The 18,734-nt window shown below is 63.5% G+C and carries 17 protein-coding genes; 12 read left to right on the forward strand and 5 right to left on the reverse strand.

Annotation, left to right across the window (positions count from 1 at the left end; translation table 11 throughout):
• Positions 1–5: 5 nt before the first annotated feature.
• The 3 genes from CVE41_RS04315 (at position 6) to CVE41_RS04325 (ending at position 4,734) form a co-directional block, all read left to right on the forward strand.
• Entirely contained in the window at positions 6–2,384 is a 2,379-nt protein-coding gene (locus CVE41_RS04315; protein WP_100259543.1) for a glycoside hydrolase family 3 protein, read from the forward strand.
• A 102-nt stretch (positions 2,385–2,486) separates the two neighbouring features.
• Positions 2,487–3,908, forward strand: coding sequence for a sugar MFS transporter (locus CVE41_RS04320; RefSeq protein WP_100259544.1), 1,422 nt, complete (start codon positions 2,487–2,489; stop codon positions 3,906–3,908).
• Positions 3,909–3,999: 91 nt separating this feature from the next.
• The gene (locus CVE41_RS04325; RefSeq protein ID WP_100259545.1) at positions 4,000–4,734 is read left to right on the forward strand and encodes a 3'(2'),5'-bisphosphate nucleotidase CysQ; all 735 of its coding nucleotides are present in this window, start codon (positions 4,000–4,002) and stop codon (positions 4,732–4,734) included.
• Here the strand turns inward: CVE41_RS04325 and CVE41_RS04330 are convergent.
• The 4 genes from CVE41_RS04330 to CVE41_RS04345 form a co-directional block, all read right to left on the reverse strand.
• The gene (locus CVE41_RS04330) at positions 4,731–5,624 is read right to left on the reverse strand and encodes an HpcH/HpaI aldolase/citrate lyase family protein (RefSeq protein ID WP_100259546.1); all 894 of its coding nucleotides are present in this window, start codon (positions 5,622–5,624) and stop codon (positions 4,731–4,733) included. The genes CVE41_RS04325 and CVE41_RS04330 overlap by 4 nt on opposite strands.
• A gap of 30 nt (positions 5,625–5,654) precedes the next feature.
• Positions 5,655–7,676, reverse strand: coding sequence for a TonB-dependent receptor (locus tag CVE41_RS04335; RefSeq protein ID WP_100259547.1), 2,022 nt, complete (start codon positions 7,674–7,676; stop codon positions 5,655–5,657).
• Positions 7,677–7,722: 46 nt separating this feature from the next.
• Positions 7,723–8,943: an MFS transporter gene (locus CVE41_RS04340; protein ID WP_100261368.1), complete on the reverse strand. Its 1,221-nt coding sequence runs from the start codon at positions 8,941–8,943 to the stop codon at positions 7,723–7,725.
• A gap of 147 nt (positions 8,944–9,090) precedes the next feature.
• Positions 9,091–9,765, reverse strand: a complete 675-nt coding sequence (locus CVE41_RS04345) for an OmpW/AlkL family protein (protein WP_100261369.1) — start codon at positions 9,763–9,765, stop codon at positions 9,091–9,093.
• 143 nt (positions 9,766–9,908) lie between these two features.
• On the opposite strand from CVE41_RS04345, the gene CVE41_RS04350 reads away from it, so the two are divergent.
• From CVE41_RS04350 to ccoS, 9 genes are all read left to right on the forward strand, one after another.
• A complete protein-coding gene (locus CVE41_RS04350) occupies positions 9,909–10,610 on the forward strand; it encodes a helix-turn-helix domain-containing protein (protein ID WP_100259548.1) in 702 nt (233 codons plus the stop codon).
• Between the two features lie 80 nt (positions 10,611–10,690).
• Positions 10,691–12,367 carry a cytochrome-c oxidase, cbb3-type subunit I gene (gene ccoN, locus CVE41_RS04355; RefSeq protein WP_198507713.1) on the forward strand — a complete coding sequence of 559 codons (1,677 nt, stop codon included), beginning with the start codon at positions 10,691–10,693 and terminating at the stop codon, positions 12,365–12,367.
• Between the two features lie 12 nt (positions 12,368–12,379).
• Positions 12,380–13,132, forward strand: a complete 753-nt coding sequence (ccoO, locus tag CVE41_RS04360) for a cytochrome-c oxidase, cbb3-type subunit II (RefSeq protein ID WP_090480489.1) — start codon at positions 12,380–12,382, stop codon at positions 13,130–13,132.
• A complete protein-coding gene (locus CVE41_RS04365; protein ID WP_100259550.1) occupies positions 13,129–13,293 on the forward strand; it encodes a cbb3-type cytochrome c oxidase subunit 3 in 165 nt (54 codons plus the stop codon). The genes ccoO and CVE41_RS04365 overlap by 4 nt, the downstream gene beginning before the upstream one ends.
• Complete coding sequence (gene ccoP, locus CVE41_RS04370) at positions 13,283–14,215, forward strand: cytochrome-c oxidase, cbb3-type subunit III (protein WP_100259551.1); 933 nt, start codon at positions 13,283–13,285, stop codon at positions 14,213–14,215. The genes CVE41_RS04365 and ccoP overlap by 11 nt, the downstream gene beginning before the upstream one ends.
• Positions 14,202–15,782, forward strand: a complete 1,581-nt coding sequence (gene ccoG, locus CVE41_RS04375; RefSeq protein ID WP_100259552.1) for a cytochrome c oxidase accessory protein CcoG — start codon at positions 14,202–14,204, stop codon at positions 15,780–15,782. The genes ccoP and ccoG overlap by 14 nt, the downstream gene beginning before the upstream one ends.
• Positions 15,779–16,225: a FixH family protein gene (locus CVE41_RS04380; RefSeq protein WP_332835726.1), complete on the forward strand. Its 447-nt coding sequence runs from the start codon at positions 15,779–15,781 to the stop codon at positions 16,223–16,225. The genes ccoG and CVE41_RS04380 overlap by 4 nt, the downstream gene beginning before the upstream one ends.
• Positions 16,222–18,345 (forward strand): heavy metal translocating P-type ATPase, encoded by a 2,124-nt coding sequence (locus tag CVE41_RS04385; protein WP_269800168.1) that lies wholly within the window; start codon positions 16,222–16,224, stop codon positions 18,343–18,345. The genes CVE41_RS04380 and CVE41_RS04385 overlap by 4 nt, the downstream gene beginning before the upstream one ends.
• Positions 18,342–18,494, forward strand: coding sequence for a cbb3-type cytochrome oxidase assembly protein CcoS (gene ccoS, locus CVE41_RS04390; RefSeq protein ID WP_100259553.1), 153 nt, complete (start codon positions 18,342–18,344; stop codon positions 18,492–18,494). Before CVE41_RS04385 ends, ccoS begins: the two co-directional genes overlap by 4 nt.
• On the opposite strand, the gene CVE41_RS14710 is transcribed toward ccoS, so the two are convergent.
• Positions 18,488–18,655, reverse strand: coding sequence for a hypothetical protein (locus CVE41_RS14710; protein WP_198507714.1), 168 nt, complete (start codon positions 18,653–18,655; stop codon positions 18,488–18,490). The two genes, ccoS and CVE41_RS14710, sit on opposite strands and share 7 nt — an antisense overlap.
• Positions 18,656–18,734 lie beyond the last annotated feature (79 nt).

The raw sequence follows: 18,734 nt of genomic DNA on the forward strand, positions 1-18,734 counted from the left end.
ACAAGATGAAGAAGGCGTTTTGGACGGCATCGGCGGCGGCCCTTGCCCTGGCTGGTTGTTCGGCAATTCCGGCAGAGGTCGAAACGACCCCCGTGGCAGTCGCCGAGGTGTCCGAAGACGCCCGCGTTGCCGACCTGCTTTCGCGCATGAGCCTGGAGCGCAAGGTCGCACAGCTCATCCAGCCGCAGATCAACTCCTTCACTCCCGAAGATATGCGCCGCTATCGGTTCGGCAGCTATCTCAACGGCGGCAACGGCGGCCCCTATGGCGATGAATTCGCCCCGGCTTCCGAATGGCTGCGTTATGCCGACGAGATGTATCTCGCCTCAGTCCAGCTACAGGAAAACGGCGAGCCGATCATCCCGACGATCTGGGGCACGGACGCCGTCCACGGACACACGAATATCGTGCAGGCCACGATCTTCCCGCACAATATCGGCCTTGGCGCGACCCGCGATGCCGACCTGCTGCGCCGGATCGGCCATGCCACGGCAGTCGAGATCGAAGTAACCGGCATCGACTGGAACTTCTCGCCCACCGTGGCCGTCGCGCGCGACGACCGCTGGGGCCGCACGTATGAAAGCTATTCGGAAGATCCGAAGATCGTCGCCCCGCTCGGCGCGGCGCTTGTAGAAGGCCTTCAGGGTGCCAAGGGCGATCCCGACCGTCTGGGCGCAGGCCACGTCATCGCCACCGCGAAGCATTTCTTCGGCGACGGCGGGACCGACCAGGGCGTCGACCAGGGCGAAGTGAACGGCGACATCGAGGACCTGAAGGCGTTGCACGCCTATCCCTATCCGGCAACCATCGACGCCGGTGTCGAAACGATCATGGCCAGCTTCAACTCGGTCAACGGGCGCAAGATGCATGGCAACGAAGCGCTGCTGACCGATTTCCTGCGCGGCGAACTGGGCTTCGACGGCCTCGTGGTCGGCGACTGGAACGGGCACGGACAGGTGAAGGGTTGCACCAATACCGATTGCCCGCAATCGCTTCTCGCCGGTCTCGATATCTACATGGTTCCTGACGACTGGAAAGGCCTGCTCGAAACGCTGGTAGCACAGGTCGAGGACGGCACGATCCCGATGGCGCGCCTCGACGAGGCGGTGGGCCGCGTGTTGCGCATGAAGATGCGCGCAGGGCTGCTGGACGAGTTCGTGAAGCCTTCCGACCGTCCCAACGCTGGTAATTATTCGCTGCTGGGCTCTGCCGAACACCGCGCCATCGCGCGCGAGGCGGTTGCCAAGTCGCAGGTGATCCTGACCAACAACGGCGTTCTTCCTCTGAAGGAAGGGGCGAATGTCCTGGTCGCAGGTAGCGCCGCCGACAGCATCGCGCAGGCTGCAGGCGGATGGACGCTGACCTGGCAGGGCGGCGGAGACCTGACGAACGACAATTTCCCCGGCGCAACATCGATCTGGTCGGGTCTGGAAACCGCCGTCGAAGCAAGCGGTGGCAACGCCACTCTTTCGCAGGACGGCAGCTACACCGCCAAGCCCGATGTCGCAGTCGTCGTATTCGGCGAGGAACCCTATGCGGAATTCGCAGGCGACCGGAAGCATCTCGGCTTCCCGGATACAGAAGGGCTTGAGCTGCTGCGCAAGTTCAAGGCCGAAGGGGTGCCGACCGTGGCTGTCTTCCTTTCGGGGCGTCCGATGTGGATGAACCGCGAATTGAATATCGCCGATGCCTTCGTGGCGTCCTGGCTCCCGGGCGGCGAAGGAGCCGGCATTGCCGATGTGCTTACCGGCGCAATGCCTGCAACCGGAAAGCTCGGTTTCAGCTGGCCCGCGACCTGCGATTTCGGACCGCTCAACGGACCCGACGGGGCGTTGTTCACCGTCGGCTACGGCCGCACGCTTGCCGACACCAGCGCACTGCCGACCCTCGATGAAAGCTGTGCCCCGCTCGAACAGGGCGCTGCGAAGGACTGGTACGTGAGCGGTCGCCTGGCCGATGGCGTGCTTGCCAATACGGCAACCGGCAAGCTCGACAACCTGCGCGGATCGGCAGGCGGCATCACCGCGCGCGGCATCGACCGCACGGCGCAGGAAGACGCTCGCGAGCTTACCTTCAACGCAGGCTCGATCCTCGAACTCGTGCAGGGCGACGGTGACAAGGGCTATGGCTATCGCATCGTCTACGAGGTCGAGAACCGGCCGCTTGCGCCTTTCTATGTGAAGGTCGGATCGGGCGAACCGCTCGACATCACGCAGCAACTGGCTGTCGCTGCCGGCAAGGGCTATCGCGAGATGATCATCACTTCGGCCTGCGCAACGGATCTCGGCCCGACGCTATCGCTGGGATCGGAAGGCGATTTCACGATCAATATCGGTTCCATCGTGCGCGAGGAATTCGCAGAGGGGACCGACTGCTCGTTCTGACGGGCATTCGTATTTGCTTTGCGTGGCGGCACTGTGCTGGCACACCGGCAGGAATAACGGGTCGCGCGGCGTTTGACCGGCGATCATTGGGGAGAAAATTGAATGGCTTTGGCACCTGACGTTGCGTCAAGCACCGATCCGAATCCGATCGAGGCCGAAGGCGCGCATGTAAACGCGCCCGGACTGCAATATTTCGTTTTTGCGCTGTTCTTCATTTTCGGCGGAATCACCTCTCTCAACGACGTGATCCTGCCCAAGCTGAAGGAGCTCTTCACGCTCAATTACACGCAGGCAATGCTGGTGCAGTTCTGTTTCTTCACGGCCTATCTGCTGATTGGCATTCCCGGCGCGCAACTGGTCAAGCGGATCGGTTACATGCGCGGTGCGGTGGCAGGCCTGCTCATCATGATGGCAGGTTGCCTGCTTTTCATCCCCGCCAGCCAGACCGCGACATACGGACTGTTTCTGGGGGCGCTCTTCATCCTGGCAAGCGGCGTCGTGATCGTTCAGGTGGTCACCAATCCGCTGATCAGCCTGCTCGGCCCGGCTAAGACCGTGCATAGCCGGCTGACCTTCGCGCAGGCATTTAACAGCCTTGGCACCACAATCTTCCCGATTGTCGGTTCGGCGCTTATCCTCGGCAGTCTCGCCGGTGTCAGCGCTGCCGAACTTTCCGGCGCCGAATTGCAGCAGTACCGTACTGCCGAAAGCGCGGCCATCGTGTCGACCTATATCGGTCTGGCCGTAGCACTGGCCGTGATCGCGCTGGTCGTGTGGGTCAATCGCAACAAGCTGCCGCATGACGCCGCCGCCATGAAGGGCGACGCGCTGACCACCCCGGTTCGCTACATCGCTGGTATCGCGCTGATCGCAATCGGGGGCTGGCTCGTAATCAACGGGAATGAGATTCCCGGCATCATCATCCTGATGATCGCACCCGTGATCTGGCTCTGGGGCAACAGCCTGCTCAGCCGCACCCGATTCTCCTTCGGGGCCCTGTGCATATTCCTTTATGTCGGGGCAGAGGTCGCAATCGGCTCGCTGATCGTGAACTACCTCATGCAGGAAAACGTCCTGGGGATCAGCGAACGCGCCGCAGGCGACATGATCTTCCTCTACTGGGGCGGCGCGCTGGTAGGCCGCATCATCGGTTCGCTCATCCTGCGGTTCGTCAGCCCTGGCCTTGTGCTGATGGGCGTGGCGCTGGGCGCGATTACGCTGGTCCTCATCTCGACCAACACCACAGGGACGGTCTCCGCCTACAGCCTGTTGGCAGTCGGCCTGATGAATTCGATCATGTTCCCGACCATCTTCTCCCTCGCCTGTGAAAAGCTGGGCGCGAAGGCGGCCGATGGGTCGGGCATCATCAACATCGCCATCTTTGGCGGCGCGGTCATTCCGTTGCTAACCGGGATGCTGGCAGATGCCGCGGGCAGCCTGGCAACGGCAATGATCCTGCCTATCGCCTGCTACGCCATCATCGCAGCTTTCGGCATCTTCGCCAGAAGGCCTGCCGTAGCCTGACACCGGCCATGACCGGTACATTCGGGGGTTCGCATGGAGGCTTCGGTCTGCCATGCGGCCCCCGAACTGGTTTTCACTGACGGGATTTCGCATGACCGACGCCGAACTGGCAGCCCACCTCGCCGAATACGCAGGAAAGATCCTGCTGGAAGTGCGCGCGAGCGGCATGTTCGAAGGCAAGGCGCTGGGCAATGCGGGCGACGAGACCGCGAACCAGTTCCTGTGCCACGCTTTGCGCCACCAGCGCCCCGACGACGGCCTTTTGTCCGAAGAAAGCAAGGACACCAGCGAACGCCTTTCCAAACAGCGCGTCTGGATCGTCGACCCGGTGGATGGCACACGCGAATATGGAGAGGAGCGTAGCGACTGGGCCGTCCATATCGCGCTTTGCGTGGACGGCAGGCCTGAAGTGGGCGCGGTCGCCCTGCCCGGCCTTGGCAAGGTACTCTGCACAGTGGAACCGGGCGAACTGCCCGAAATGGCCGCAAAACCCCGCATGGTCGTCAGCCGCACGCGCCCCGCCGCGGAGGCAGTTGCCGTCGCAGACGCCATCGGCGCGGAACTCGTGCCGATGGGGTCTGCCGGAGCCAAGGCGATGGCCGTCGTGCGCGGTGAAGCGGAAATCTATCTTCACACCGGCGGCCAGTACGAATGGGATAGCGCAGCACCTGTCGCGGTCGCCCTCGCCCATGGCCTCCACGCCAGCCGGATCGACGGCAGTCCGCTCGTCTACAACCAGGCGGACACCTACATGCCCGACCTGCTCATCTGCCGTCAGGAATATGCCGACGCCGTGCTATCCGAAGTGGCGAAGCTTTCTTCCTAGCCTTCGATTTGCGCCAGCAACTGGCGCGCGCGGGAGAGATGCGGGCGATCCAGCATCTTGCCGTTATGGCCGATGGTCCCTGCCCCCGGGTTCGCTTCGAATAGCGCCACGATTTCGCGCGCCTCGGCGATTTCGTCTGCGCCGGGCGAAAACGCCTCGTTGATCACCGGCACCTGTGCCGGGTGAATCGCCAGCATCCCGCGATAGCCGTCGCGGCGCACTTTCTGCGCGCGGTCCTTCAGACCTTCGAGGTTGCGGAAATTCCCGTCGATCGTCTCGATGGCCGGAATCCCGGCCGCCGCAGCGCCGAGCAACGTGAGACTGCGCGCGAGTTCGTAGGTAAAAGTATAGGCGCCGTCCTCGCCCAAGTTAGACATGGCACCGATGGAATCGGCGAGGTCCTCTGCGCCCCAGGTCATCGCAGCGAGCCGCGGGGCACCGGCATAATCACCTGTCGTGAACATGGCGGCGGCAACTTCGGTGACCAAGGCAATCACAGGCGTCGAGCCCGGCGTAATACCCAGCTCCATTTCCAGCGGGGTCAGGAGCGCATCAAGTGCTTCCACATCGTGCCGACCACGCGATTTGGGCAGCATGATCCCACCCGGCCTGCCCGGCAGGATTGCGGCGATATCGTCTGCCGTGTGCGGTCCGTCGAGCGGATTGATCCGCACCCACAGGCGCGCCCGCTCCGCCTCGCTGCGCGCCAGCAGGAAGGCGCGAATGGCCTCGCGCGCGGCGGGCTTGGCATCTTCGGCCACGGCGTCCTCGATATCGAAGATGACGATGTCCGCCTCCCCCTCGGCCGCCTTGGCCATCTTGCGCTCGCTATCGCCGGGCGCGAAGAGCCAGGAGCGGAAGCGGTTGGGAAGCGATGGCTGGATGGTCACTGGGGCAAACCTCTCTTTTCGATCGTCGTTCTAAAGGCCCAGCTTGATGCCGGCCCAGACAGTCCGCGGCACACCCAGGTCGATGGAGCCACCCTGGTTTCGGGTAACGATTTCCTCGTCGAACAGGTTCTCGCCGCGCAGGACCACGGCAAGGCGCGTGGTCACGGGAACCTGCGCGTAGACGCCGAAGATCGTCACGGGAGGCAGCACATCGGTCTGCAAGTCGTCTTCGAACTGGTCGCCGGTGTGGCGCAGCGACGCCGCCAGCAGCCAGTCTTTCGCGGGCCGCCAGCTAAGCGTCGCCCCGCCCGCCCAGCGCGGCGTTTGCGCAGGCCGGTTGCCGTCGAAGTCCGCACCTGCATCGCGTGCCTCGGCATCGGTATAGGCGAGCGATAGATCGAAGCGCAGCGTGTCGAGGGACAGGCCAGCAGAGACTTCCACCCCGCGCGCCCTGATCTCGTCGATATTCTGGCGCTGGCGGGTGGTGGCATCGAGCGTGACGTTCGCAATCGCCCCTTCGACCTTGTTATCGAAAACCGTTGCCGACAGTTCCACGCCCTCTGCCGGGGTCAGGTCGAAGCCTGCCTCGACGCCTTCCAGCCGCTCGTTGCGCAGCGAGGCATTGGCATTGGTCGTGACCGGGAATACGACGAAGGGCCGGTAAAGCTCGTTCAGCGTGGGCAGACGCAGGCCGGTGTACGCCGCTGCACGCAGGCGCAAGGTATCGGAAGCCCGGAACAGCAGCCCGCCGCGATAGGAATCCTGCCATCCGGAGCGATCCTCGAAGAGATCCGAGCGGATAATATTGCCCGAGGCATCACGCGCTTCGTAGAAGCCGTCCGAGATCGCATAGCGGTCTACTCGCGCCCCGCCCGTTAGCGTGACAGGGCCGAGCAGCCATTCATGCTCCACGAAGAAACCGAGATCGGAATTGGTCCCTCCGGCATTGCGCCGCTCGTTGACCCTGCCACTGAAAGCGCTGATCGCAGTTTCGAACAATTCCCCGTCGGAGCGGCGATAATCGACGCCCAGTCGCAGGACCTGGTCGTCCTGCACCGGAGGGCGCACTTCCAGCTTGCCGCCCAGCCCGGTCGATGGGGTGTTGCGCTGGTCGAGGACCGGCACGAACCGCGTCGAACTGATGACCGTGTTGGTGAAATTGCGCGCCTGAACATAGGCCAGCGCCTCATATTGCCAGTCACCCCGCCCGACGAGGCGAATACTGGCATCCTGGCCGGAGCTGGAGCTGTCGGCTCCATCGAAACGCAAGGTGCGGCGGTCGTCATAGACGAGGCCGCGCACCTGCAGCTCTGCATCCTCGCCCGCGGGGATGACCCCGCGAACCTGCGTGGACCAGCTATCGTAAGCCGATTTAGCGCTGGCATCGACCCGGTCGACCTGCGGCGTGGTAAAGAAGCCCGGACCCCGGTCCCAGCGCGCGGAGATCACCCCGAACCCTTCGGCCAACTGCGAAGACGCGTGGAACGCGCTTTCCGTACCGCCGCGATCGTTGACGAGGACCTGGCCTCCGAAGCCATCGAGATCGGTCGCGCCCGCGCTCACCAGTTCGATTGTCCCGGCAAGCGCGCCCGCGCCGAACGCGCCCGCACCGCCTCCGCGTGTCACCCTGATCTCGCTTAGGCGTTCGGGGGCGATCGCCGTGAAAGGGATGAAGCCGAAGAAGGGATCGGCCATCGGCACGCCGTCGAGCAACACCAGCGCGCGGCTGCTCGCATTGCCGCCGAGGGCACGCAACGTCGCGCCCTGTGCGCTGGGGTTGGACGACCGGCTATCGGACCGGCGGAATTGCTGGAAGCCTGCCACCGAGGACAGCACGTCCTCTATCCGTCCCGAGGGCGCCGAGACGATCTGTTCGCGCTCGATGGTCTGCGTGTCATAGGCGGGGCTGGCAGGCGTTTCCTCCAGGCCTTCGCCGGTGACGACGATCACCGGTTCCTCGGCATTCTGCGCGATTACAGGGGATGCGACTGCGGCTGCCGCCGCGAGTAGTCCGGCACGTAGCGGGAGAGAAGCTGGAACGAGCAAATTCATCGGCGGTGCTTTCGGGGACCCTCGCCAGCCGGTCAAGCCAATGTCCTCAGTCTTCTTCGGATTCGAGCACGGCAGCCATCGGGGATGTGCGCGGCAGGCTCTGGAAAGGCTGCTGGTCGTCGGCTGCCACAGGGGGAGATGCGGCCATACGCCACAGGCCGAACAGGCCGCCAAGTAGCGCCATGGTGCCGATCGCGAAGAACAGGCCCGCCGGTCCGGCAAGGCTCATCGCGGTCGAGCCGATCAGCGGTCCTGCAACCGCGCCTGCCGAATAGGTGAGCACGAGCCCGCTGCTCGCCCCGATCCGCTCGTCTTCCTCGAGGTGGTCGTTCGTATGCGCGACGCACAAGGGATAGAGCGCGAAGGCAAAGCCGCCGAACATCGCGCCGAGCACGATGGTCCCTTCGCTGGGCAAGTCGAGCAGGGCCATTGCTGCGCAGGTGGCGGCCGCGATCAGGCTGCACCACACGATCACCTTGCGCCGGTCGAAGCGGTCGGACAGCAATCCGAGCGGGTATTGCAGCAGCACGCCGCCCGCGATCACGCTGAAGGTGAAGAAGGCGACCTGCGAGAGGTCCATCCCGATCCGCTGCACGTAAACCGCACCCATGGCGTAAAATGCGCCCAGCATGGCGCCGGTCGTCAGCGTGCCGACGATGCCGAGCGGCGATGCGGTATACAGTCGCTTCAGCGAGAACGGCACGGTGCGTTCGATGTGCGGCTGCTCCATCCGGGTCAGCAGGACCGGCAAAAGCGCAAGGGACAGTAGCACCGCCGATATCATGAAGGGCAGGTCCGGCGAATTATCACCCAGGTTCAGCAGAAACTGGCCCCCGGCCTGCCCACAATAAAGGGCAATCATATAGGCTGCGAGGATCGTGCTGCGGTTGTGGGGCTGGGCCTGCTTGTTGAGCCAGCTTTCGAGGCACACGAACACGCCAGCCATGGCAAAGCCATCCACCAACCTCAGCGCGATCCACAGATAGGGGAAATCGATGATCGCATAGGTCAGGCTGCTTGCAGAAAACACGGTCACGAATGCGGCAAAGGCGCGGATGTGACCTATCCGGGCAATCAGGGCTTCCACCTTCAGCGATCCCCAGGTCAGCCCTGCGAAATAGCCCGTTCCGACGATCCCGATCAGCAGCGCCGCAGCGCCCGCTTCTTCCAGCCGTATCGCGATAAGGGTCGAGAGGAAACCGCTTCCCGCCATCAGGATGAAGATGGCGAACAGGAGGGACCGGATCGGAAGGGCCGAAGACAACATCGAATCGCCCCTAACACTCATGGCACACGCTTCAAGGTGCTGCGGAAATCGCAGGTGCGGACTTAGCATAAAAAACGCGGCCCTGCGGGACATCCCGCAAGGCCGCGCAAGGCGGGCCGGCTGGCGTGCTAGAGCCGGCCAATCCGTCTAAAAGCGGTAGGCGACACCCGCGCTCAGCACCCAGGGGTCGAGATCGTGATCGGTCTGGATCGCCAACGTGTCGCCCGCGTACCAGCTCGCCGTGGTGCCCACGAAATAACGCTTCGCATCGACGCTGAAGGCAAGGCCGGTGTCATTGACCGGAACATCGAAACCGGCCTGCAAGACAAAGCCGAATTCGTCCGACAGATCGGTCTTGGTCACACCCAGCGGCAGGGTCGCTTCGCCGGGGTCCACGTCCACCCAGAGGAAATACGTGGCGCCCGCGCCGACATACGGTTTCGCACCGCCGAGGTCGAAGTGGTATTTCGCCGTGACGGTTGCCGGAATCAGCTTGGCATCGGACACCAGTTCGGCACCCGTCAGCCCCGAGACCGCGTCGACGTCGTGCTGCGTCATGCAGCAGATCGTCTCCAGCGAGAAAGTGGGCGAGACGAAATATTCGATCGCCAGCGTCGGCACGACATTGTCGTTGGCCTCGGTCTGGGTTCCGGCAGGCAGGCCGACGATATCGGTCTTCACCTCGGTGATCTTGCCATCGGGAAGCACGGCCGTGCCCAGCAGCTTCACCTGGATGGCGCCCTTGGCGTCCTGTGCCTGCGCCTGTGCGGGGATGGCAAGCATCGCGAGCCCGGCGACGGTTCCGGCAAGCAGTTTCTTCATTTTGCATTCCTTGGCGCGAGGCAGCGGCCACCCCATGCGGCCCAGGTTGTTGCATCGCGTGCCAAGGCAACTGCACCACTTTTCCATGGCGCTCCTTGATCTGGATCAATGAGATACGCTTTTTGCCGCGCGATAGGGCGTGCATGCACACTTGCACCGACGCCTTCGATTGCTTCGTCAGCCGCGTTCTGCCCAAGCGCACAGGACCCGAAACCGTGCGCCTGTTCCGCACGCTGGGTTCGCACGTTCACCTCAAACCGGACCGGCAGCTCCAATATCCCGACGACGAGCCGACCCTCGTCTTCCTGTGCGACGGCGCAACCAAGCTCGTCGCCCACGCGTCTGACCACCGCGAACAGGTGCTTGCGTTCCACTTTACCGGCGACCTGCTGACGCTGCCGGCGCACGGCGCGCACAGCTACACGCTCGAAGCACTGGTCGATTGCGACCTGATGACCTTCCCCTACGCACAATTCCTGCAGGCTGCCGAGAAGCACCAGCAGGTCCTCACGCAATTGCTGGAGCGCAGCACCGTCTCGCTGCAGCGCAGCCGCGAAAAGACGCTGACCCTCGGGCGCAAGTCGGCGCTCGAACGCGTGTCCAGCTTCCTGCTCTCCATGGCAGAGCGGATCGGACGCAGAGACGGGTCGGAAGTGAAGCTGGAACTGCCCATGTCGCGAAGGGATATCGCCGACAGTCTCGGCCTCACCATCGAGACCGTCAGCCGCCAGTTCACCCTGCTGCGCGACCAGGGGCTGATCCGGACGCAGGGCCGCTCCGGAGTGACGCTGCTTCGCGTCGACGAACTCGATCGCCGCGCAGGCCACCTCAGGGTCGCGGCGTGAAAAATCCATCAAATTTGATCCACATCAATGCCGGATCCCGGTGGCCGCGTTAGGCGCGCAGGGATTGCACGGGAGGTAATATGCAAGCGGAAACCGCATTAGGCCGCACAATGCTGTGGTTTGTCCTGTTCCTGGTCTCCATCGTGGTTGTCGCCACGGCGGCCGACGGGGGCTTTGCCGCACACGCGGTAATCGTGGCGCTGGTGTGCTTCGTCCTGATGTGGATGAGCGCGTCGCGATACGATCCGGCGAGCAAGCTCAACAGCTTCTTCAAGATGCCCGATACGCCGTCGAAATATGACGACGACCCCATCCGCTGGGGCGTGCTGGCGACGATGTTCTGGGGCATTGCGGGCCTTGCCGCGGGCCTCTTCATCGCCTTGCAGCTGGCCTTCCCGCAGCTCAATTTCGAACCCTATTTCAATTTCGGCCGGGTTCGCCCCCTCCACACCAGTGCAGTGATTTTCGCATTCGGCGGCAATGCCCTGATCGCGACGAGCTTCTACGTCGTGCAGCGCACCTGCCGCGCGCAGCTGGCCTTTCCCGGCCTCGCCCGCTTCGTGTTCTGGGGCTACCAGCTGTTCATCGTTCTGGCCGCGACGGGTTACCTGCTCGGCGTCACGCAATCGCGCGAATATGCAGAGCCCGAATGGTACGTCGACCTGTGGCTGACGATCGTGTGGGTGGCCTATTTCATCGTCTTCGTCGGCACCATCGTTCGCCGCCGCGAACCGCATATCTACGTCGCGAACTGGTTCTACCTCGCCTTCATCGTGACCGTTGCGATGCTCCACATCGTCAACAACCTTGCCATGCCGGTGAGCTTGCTCGGCGCGAAGAGCTACAGCGCCTTTGCCGGGGTGCAGGATGCGCTGACGCAGTGGTGGTACGGCCATAACGCGGTCGGGTTCTTCCTGACGGCGGGCTTCCTGGCGATGATGTACTACTTCGTGCCGAAGCAGGCCGAACGCCCGGTCTACAGCTACCGGCTGTCGATCATCCATTTCTGGTCGCTGATCTTCCTCTACATCTGGGCGGGTCCGCACCACTTGCACTATACCGCGCTGCCCGACTGGGCGCAGACGCTGGGCATGGTGTTCTCGATCATGCTGTGGATGCCCAGCTGGGGCGGCATGATCAACGGCCTGATGACCCTCAACGGGGCATGGGACAAGATCCGCACCGACCCGATCATTCGCATGATGGTCATGGCGCTCGCCTTTTACGGGATGAGCACGTTCGAAGGCCCGATGCTCTCGATCAAGAGCGTGAACAGCCTGTCGCACTATACCGACTGGACCATCGGCCACGTCCATTCCGGCGCGCTGGGATGGAACGGCATGATCACCTTCGCCTGTGTCTACTTCCTCGTGCCGCGCCTGTGGGGCCGCGAGCGGATGTATTCGCTGCGGATGATCAACTGGCACTTCTGGCTCGCGACGCTGGGCATCGTTTTCTACGCTGCCACCATGTGGGTCGCCGGGATCCAGCAAGGCCTGATGTGGCGTGAATACGGTCCCGACGGATATCTCGTGTGGTCCTTCGCAGACAGCGTCGCCGCGATGTTCCCGATGTATGTGCTGCGCGCCTTCGGCGGCCTGCTGTACCTCTCGGGCGCCCTCGTGATGACCTACAACATCTGGATGACGCTGGCCGGGAAGCTGCGCGACGAAGCTCCGATGCGCGACGCCGCCTACGACGCGGAGAAAGACCGTCCGATCGTCGACACCCCCACCAGCGCCGTTCCGGCCGAATAAGGGCTGACTGCCATGAGCATGACCGAACGCCACAAGAAACTAGAACGCAACATCACGCTGCTGGCGGTGTGCACGCTGATCACGGTTGCCATCGGCGGCCTGGTGCAGATCACCCCGCTCTTCTACCTCGACAACACGATCGAAAAAGTCGACGGGATGCGGCCCTATACGCCGCTGGAGCAGGCCGGGCGCGACATCTACATCCGCGAAGGCTGTTATGTCTGTCATAGCCAGATGATCCGCCCCTTCCGCGACGAAGTGGAACGTTACGGTGCATACAGCCTCGCTGCGGAAAGCATGTACGACCACCCCTTCCAGTGGGGCTCCAAGCGCACGGGGCCAGACCTTGCCCGCGTAGGCGGCCGCTATTCGGACGAGTGGCACGTCCAGCACCTCATCAATCCGCAAGCCGTGGTGCCCGAAAGCGTCATGCCGCAATACGGTTTCCTCGCCGAAACCGAGCTTGCCGTGGGCGATCCTTCCGCGACCCTCACCGCGCTCAGCCGCGTCGGCGTGCCCTATTCGCAGGAAGACATCGACAACGCCCTGATGGACCTCTTCCTCCAGGCCGATCCGGATGCGGAAGGCGATTTGGAAGACTTCCAGCGCCGCTACCCCAAGGCGCAGGTGCGCGATTACGACGGCGATCCCTCGCGCATCACCGAGATGGATGCGCTGGTCGCCTATCTCCAGATGCTGGGCACGCTGGTCGATGTCGACAGCGCCGCCGCGCAGCAGGAACTCGCGCAGGAGAAGGGCCGATGACCTCCTACGAAAACCTGCGCCACTTCGCCGACAGCTATGCGCTTGTCGTCACCGTAGCGCTCTTCCTGCTGCTGTGCCTGTGGCCGTTCCGCCCGGGCGCCCGCAAACGCAACGAAGAGGCAGCCAATTCGATCTTTGAAGGAAACGACGATGGCGAATAAGCGCATCGACCAGCCCACGGGCACCGAAACCGTCGGCCACGAATGGGACGGCATCGAAGAGCTGAATACTCCGCTGCCGCGCTGGTGGCTGTGGACCTTCTACCTCACCATCATCTTCGCCATCGGCTATGTCATCGCATACCCGGCATGGCCGATGATCGACCGGGCGACCGCCGGCATGCTGGGCTGGTCAAGCCGCAGTGCACTGGCCGAGGAGATGACCGCCGCCGACCGTGCCCAGCAAAGCTTCCGCGAACAACTTGCCGCCATCGACGTGGTGAAGCTGCGCGACAACCCTGAGTTGATGCAGCGCGCAGTCGCAGGGGGCGCGGCAGCCTTCAAGGTGAACTGTTCGCAATGCCACGGATCGGGCGCCGCGGGCAGCCAGACGTTGGGCTATCCCAACCTTAACGATGACGACTGGCTTTGGGGCGGCGATCTGGCCGCGATCCACTATTCGATCGACCGCGGCATTCGCCAGCCGGACGACAACGAAGAACGCCAAAGCGTGATGCCCTCGTTCGACGGTGCTTTCGACAGCGCGCAGCTCGATGCAGTGACGCAGCACGTCCTGTCGCTGAGCGGCAATGCGGATGCCAATGCATTAGGCGCGCAGATTTACGCCGACAATTGCGCGGCGTGCCACGGTCCGGCGGGACAGGGCGACCGTGCGCAAGGCGCGCCGCGCCTCAACGACCAGATCTGGCTTCGCGGCGGGACTGCGGCCGCCATCAAGCGCCAGATCCTCAACCCCAGGATGGGCGCGATGCCCGCATGGGGTGAGAGGCTGGATCCGGTGACGGTCAAGATGCTGACAGCCTATGTCTATTCGCTCGGGGGAGGCGAAGAGGCGCAACCGGAGACTTCCGGCGAGCCTGCCACCCAACCCCAAGCGGAAGCCGGAAACGATGGGCAACCCTGACCAACCGGACGATGCGAAACGCGACTGGGCGGTGACCGTCGAGGACGGCATCGCCAAGTCGAACGAGCCCGTGTCCAGCGCGGTCGCCAATCCGGCAGCGACAACGCGGCGCCACGAACCGCATGAACCGCCGCGCGAGACGCTTCCGGAAAAGCTCTACGAAGCGCGCAAGTCGATCCATAACAAGCGGATCGACGGGCCCTTCAGGCGCTTCAAATGGTTCGTGATGCTGGTGACGCTGGGGATCTATTACGTCACCCCGTGGCTGCGCTGGGATCGTGGGCCTTACGCACCCGACCAGGCGGTGCTTGTCGATCTCGCCAATCGCCGCTTCTACATGTTCGGCATCGAGATCTGGCCGCACGAATTCTATTTCGTCGCGGGCCTGCTGATCATGGCGGGCATTGGCCTGTTCGTGATCACGAGCGCCGTTGGCCGTGCCTGGTGCGGCTATGCCTGCCCGCAGACGGTCTGGACCGACTTGTTCCAGCACATCGACCGCTTCGTCGACGGAGATCGTAATGCGCGCATCCGGCTGGAGAATGCGCCCTGGACTTGGGGCAAGGTCTTCCGGCGCGGCTTCAAATGGTCGATCTATCTCGCGATCGGTTTCGTAACCGGCGGTGCATGGATCCTCTATTTCGCCGATGCACCCACGCTGTTCCGCGATTTCTTCGCCCTCGAAGCGGCGCCGGTCGCCTATATCACCGTGGCGGTCCTTACGCTGACCACCGTCACCCTGGGCGGGTTCATGCGCGAGCAGGTCTGCATCTACATGTGCCCTTGGCCGCGCATCCAGACCGCGATGATGGACGAAAAATCGCTGCTGGTGACCTACAAGGACTGGCGCGGCGAGCCTCGCGGCAGCGTAAAGAAGGCCGCAAAGAATCCCGGCCAGTTCGGCGATTGCATCGACTGCACGCAATGCGTCCAGGTCTGCCCGACGGGCATCGACATCCGCGAAGGCCCGCAAATCGGCTGCATTACCTGCGCCCTGTGCATCGATGCCTGCGACAAGGTCATGAAGGATATCGGCAGGCCGCGCGGCCTGATCGACTATGCCACGCTCGAGGATTGCGAGCGAGAGGCCGCTGGCGAAGCGCCAAAACCGGCATGGCGCGCCCTTCTCCGCCCCAGGACGATGGTCTATTTCACGATCTGGGCCGGCATCGGCGCGGCCTTGCTGTTCGCACTAGGCGTGCGCACGCATACGGAAATGACCGTCGCGCCCGACCGCAATCCGCCCTTCATGCTGATGAGCGACGGCTCGATCCGCAATTCCTTCACGCTGAAAATCCGCAATATGGAAAGCCGTCCGCGCGACATGGAAATCGCGCTCGAGGGGCTGGAAGGCGGCGTCATGTGGACCGATGCCATCAGCCGCGGCGAGGCAGCCGCCACGCAGACCGTCACAGTTGCCGCCGACCAGGTCCGGACTATCAGGGCCTATGTCATGGCTCCTCGCGACGCGAAGACGCAGGACTTTGCGTTCACCGTCACCTCGGTCGACGAACAGCGCGAAAGCGACCGTGTCGAGACCCGTTTCGATGCACCGGAGACCCCATGATGCAGAAGGAATTCACAGGCAGGAAAATGGCCGCGATCCTCGTTGCGGGCTTTGGCGTGGTGGTGGCGGTCAACTTCACCATGGCTGCCATCGCCTCGGGCAGCTTCAGCGGCGTCGTGGTCGAGAACTCCTATGTCGCCAGCCAGAAGTTCAATGGTTGGCTCGACCAGGCAGAGCGGCAGGAATCGCTGGGATGGAATGCCGCGGCCAGCCGTTCGGGCGACCGCCTGGCACTCGACCTCGAAAACGTGCCCGCAACCGCAACGATATCTGCACAGGTGCGCCGCCCTCTTGGGCAAGCCGACACCCGCGAGCTAACCTTCGTTCAAACCGGCGACGCCCGGCTTCTGTCGAGCGAAGCCCTGCCCGCTGGACGTTGGATCGTGCGCGTTTCGATAAAAAGGGGCGGTGACCGCTGGATTTCGGAGGACCGGATCGGGTGACCGCGCCTTTCCGCCAGCAGGATCTCGAGGAGACAGTCCGCGTCGATACGCGCTTGACCGTCCCGGGTATGCGCTGTGCGGGATGTATCGCCAAGATCGAGCGCGGCCTTGCCGAGATCGAGGGTATCGACGCCGCTCGCGTGAACTTTTCTGCCAAGCGCGTCGCGGTGCGGCACAGCCCGGGTCTGGATCAGGGCGATCTCGTCGAGGCGCTGCGTCACCTTGGCTTCGAGGCACAGGCGCTGGCAGACAACCCGCTCGGCACCGACGACAAGGAGAGCAAGGCACTGCTTCGCGCACTCGCGGTGGCAGGCTTCGGCATGATGAACATCATGCTGCTTTCCGTCAGCGTTTGGTCCGGCGCTGGCGGCGTCACACGCGACCTCTTCCACTGGCTGTCGGCAATTATCGCGCTGCCCGTCGTAGCCTACTCGGGCCGTCCCTTCTTTGCTTCGGCATGGATGGCACTGCGATATGGACGGACGAACATGGACGTGCCGATCTCCATCGGCGTCCTGCTCGCTACGGGTTTAAGCGTCTACGAGACCATCGAAGGCGAAGGTCACGCCTATTTCGACAGCGCGGTCATGCTGCTGTTCTTCCTGCTCGCGGGACGCGCGCTCGATGCGACCATGCGGACAAAAACACGCGCCGGTATCGGCGCGCTACTGTCCAAGATGGGCAAAAGCGCGCGGGTACTTGGCCACGATGGCACCACAGCCCAGGTCGACGCAGCCGATCTTCAGCCCGGCATGGTCATGATCGTCGCTTCCGGCAACGCGCTCGCCGCCGACGGCGTAGTCGAAAAGGGGCGCGGATCGCTCGACAATTCCATGCTCACCGGAGAGAGCGATCCTGAACGCGTAGCAGAAGGATCTGTTGTCCACGCCGGGGCCATCGCTCTGTCCGGGCCGCTGGAGGTGCGCGTCACGGCGGCTTCGTCCGACACCGTGCTGGCCGAGATCGCTCGTCTCATGGACGAAGCAGGTCAGAGCCGGAGCCGCTATACCCGCATCGCAGACCGCGCATCGAGCCTGTATGCGCCTGCCGTTCACTCCCTGGCTTTGCTGGCGTTCATCGGCTGGATGGTGGCCGGCGCAGGCTGGTACCAGTCTCTCGTCATCGCAATCGCCGTACTCATCATCACTTGCCCCTGCGCCATGGGACTGGCCGTACCAGCCGCCCAGGTCGTTACGTCCGGCGCGCTCATCAAGCGTGGCCTCTTGGTCAAGGACGGCAGCGCTCTCGAACGGCTCGCCGAGATCGATATCGCGATCTTCGACAAAACCGGAACGCTGACGCTCGGCGAACCCCAGGCAGACGTTTCCTCCCTACCTGAGGTCGAACGTCAGGTCGCACTCGCTCTTGCACGGACAAGTCGCCACCCCCTCAGCCGTAGCCTCTCGGATGCTCTTCAACACGAAGGCACGCGCCCCGCGGAGGTTGACGACATCGTCGAGGTTGAAGGTCAGGGTCTCGCTGGCACTTGGCAGGGCGTTCCGGTTTCGCTTGGCCGCCCCGTTGAGGAGACGACAGGCATGTCCTCACTCCTTCGCATCGGGTGTGAAGAGACCATGATCGCATTCGCGGATGGCCTGCGCGCCGATGCCGGTGAAACGCTCGCCAAACTGGCGGAGCAAGGCATTTCGAGCCGGATTCTATCCGGAGATCGAAAGGGACCGGTCGAAGCGGTGGCCCAAGCCCTGGACGTTGAGGCAACCGCCGAAGCGAAGCCGCAAGACAAGCTCGCAATGCTCGAAAGTCTTCGGTCGCAAGGGCTTAAAGTCCTGATGATCGGAGACGGTATCAACGACGGCCCGGCGCTGGCCGCGGCCCATGCTTCGATCGCACCGGGTAGCGCCAGCGATGTGAGCCAGCAGGCAGCCGATGCGGTGTTCACCGGGAAGGCGCTGATGCCGGTCGCGCTCGCGGTTGCGCACGCGCGCCGCTGCATGGCGATCGTTCGCCAGAATTTCGGCCTGGCAGTGGTCTACAACATCTGCGCGGTGCCGCTTGCCCTTGCAGGGGTGGTAACCCCGCTGATCGCCGCGATCGCGATGTCGGGCAGTTCGCTCATCGTGGTGGGCAATTCGCTGCGGCTGGCAAGGATAAGAGAATGAGCGGCCTTCTCTTCCTGATCCCCATTGCCCTTGGCCTTGGCCTGTTGGGACTGGCAATGTTCTTCTGGGCAATGCGCGATGGGCAATTCGACGATCTCGACGGGGCCGCGCAGCGCATCCTCATCGATGACGAAGACGACGATCAATGAACGGCGTCGCGCTTGGCTTGCTGGCGCTGGTGCCTGCGATTGTCGGGCCCCTTCCCGAGGAGCAGCAGGTCATCTCTGCGCGCATTTGCGGCAATGGCGAGGCTGTCCTGATCGATATACCCATACCGCTGCGTAAATCCCCTTTGAGCCAGCCGTGCCATGCAAAAGGGTGCCGCGGCTCGTCCCGGAAACATATTTGATCTGACGCAAAGACGGGCGGCCCGCTCTTCGGCAAGCGAG

The organism is Qipengyuania seohaensis (assembly GCF_002795865.1).
GTDB lineage: Bacteria > Pseudomonadota > Alphaproteobacteria > Sphingomonadales > Sphingomonadaceae > Qipengyuania > Qipengyuania seohaensis.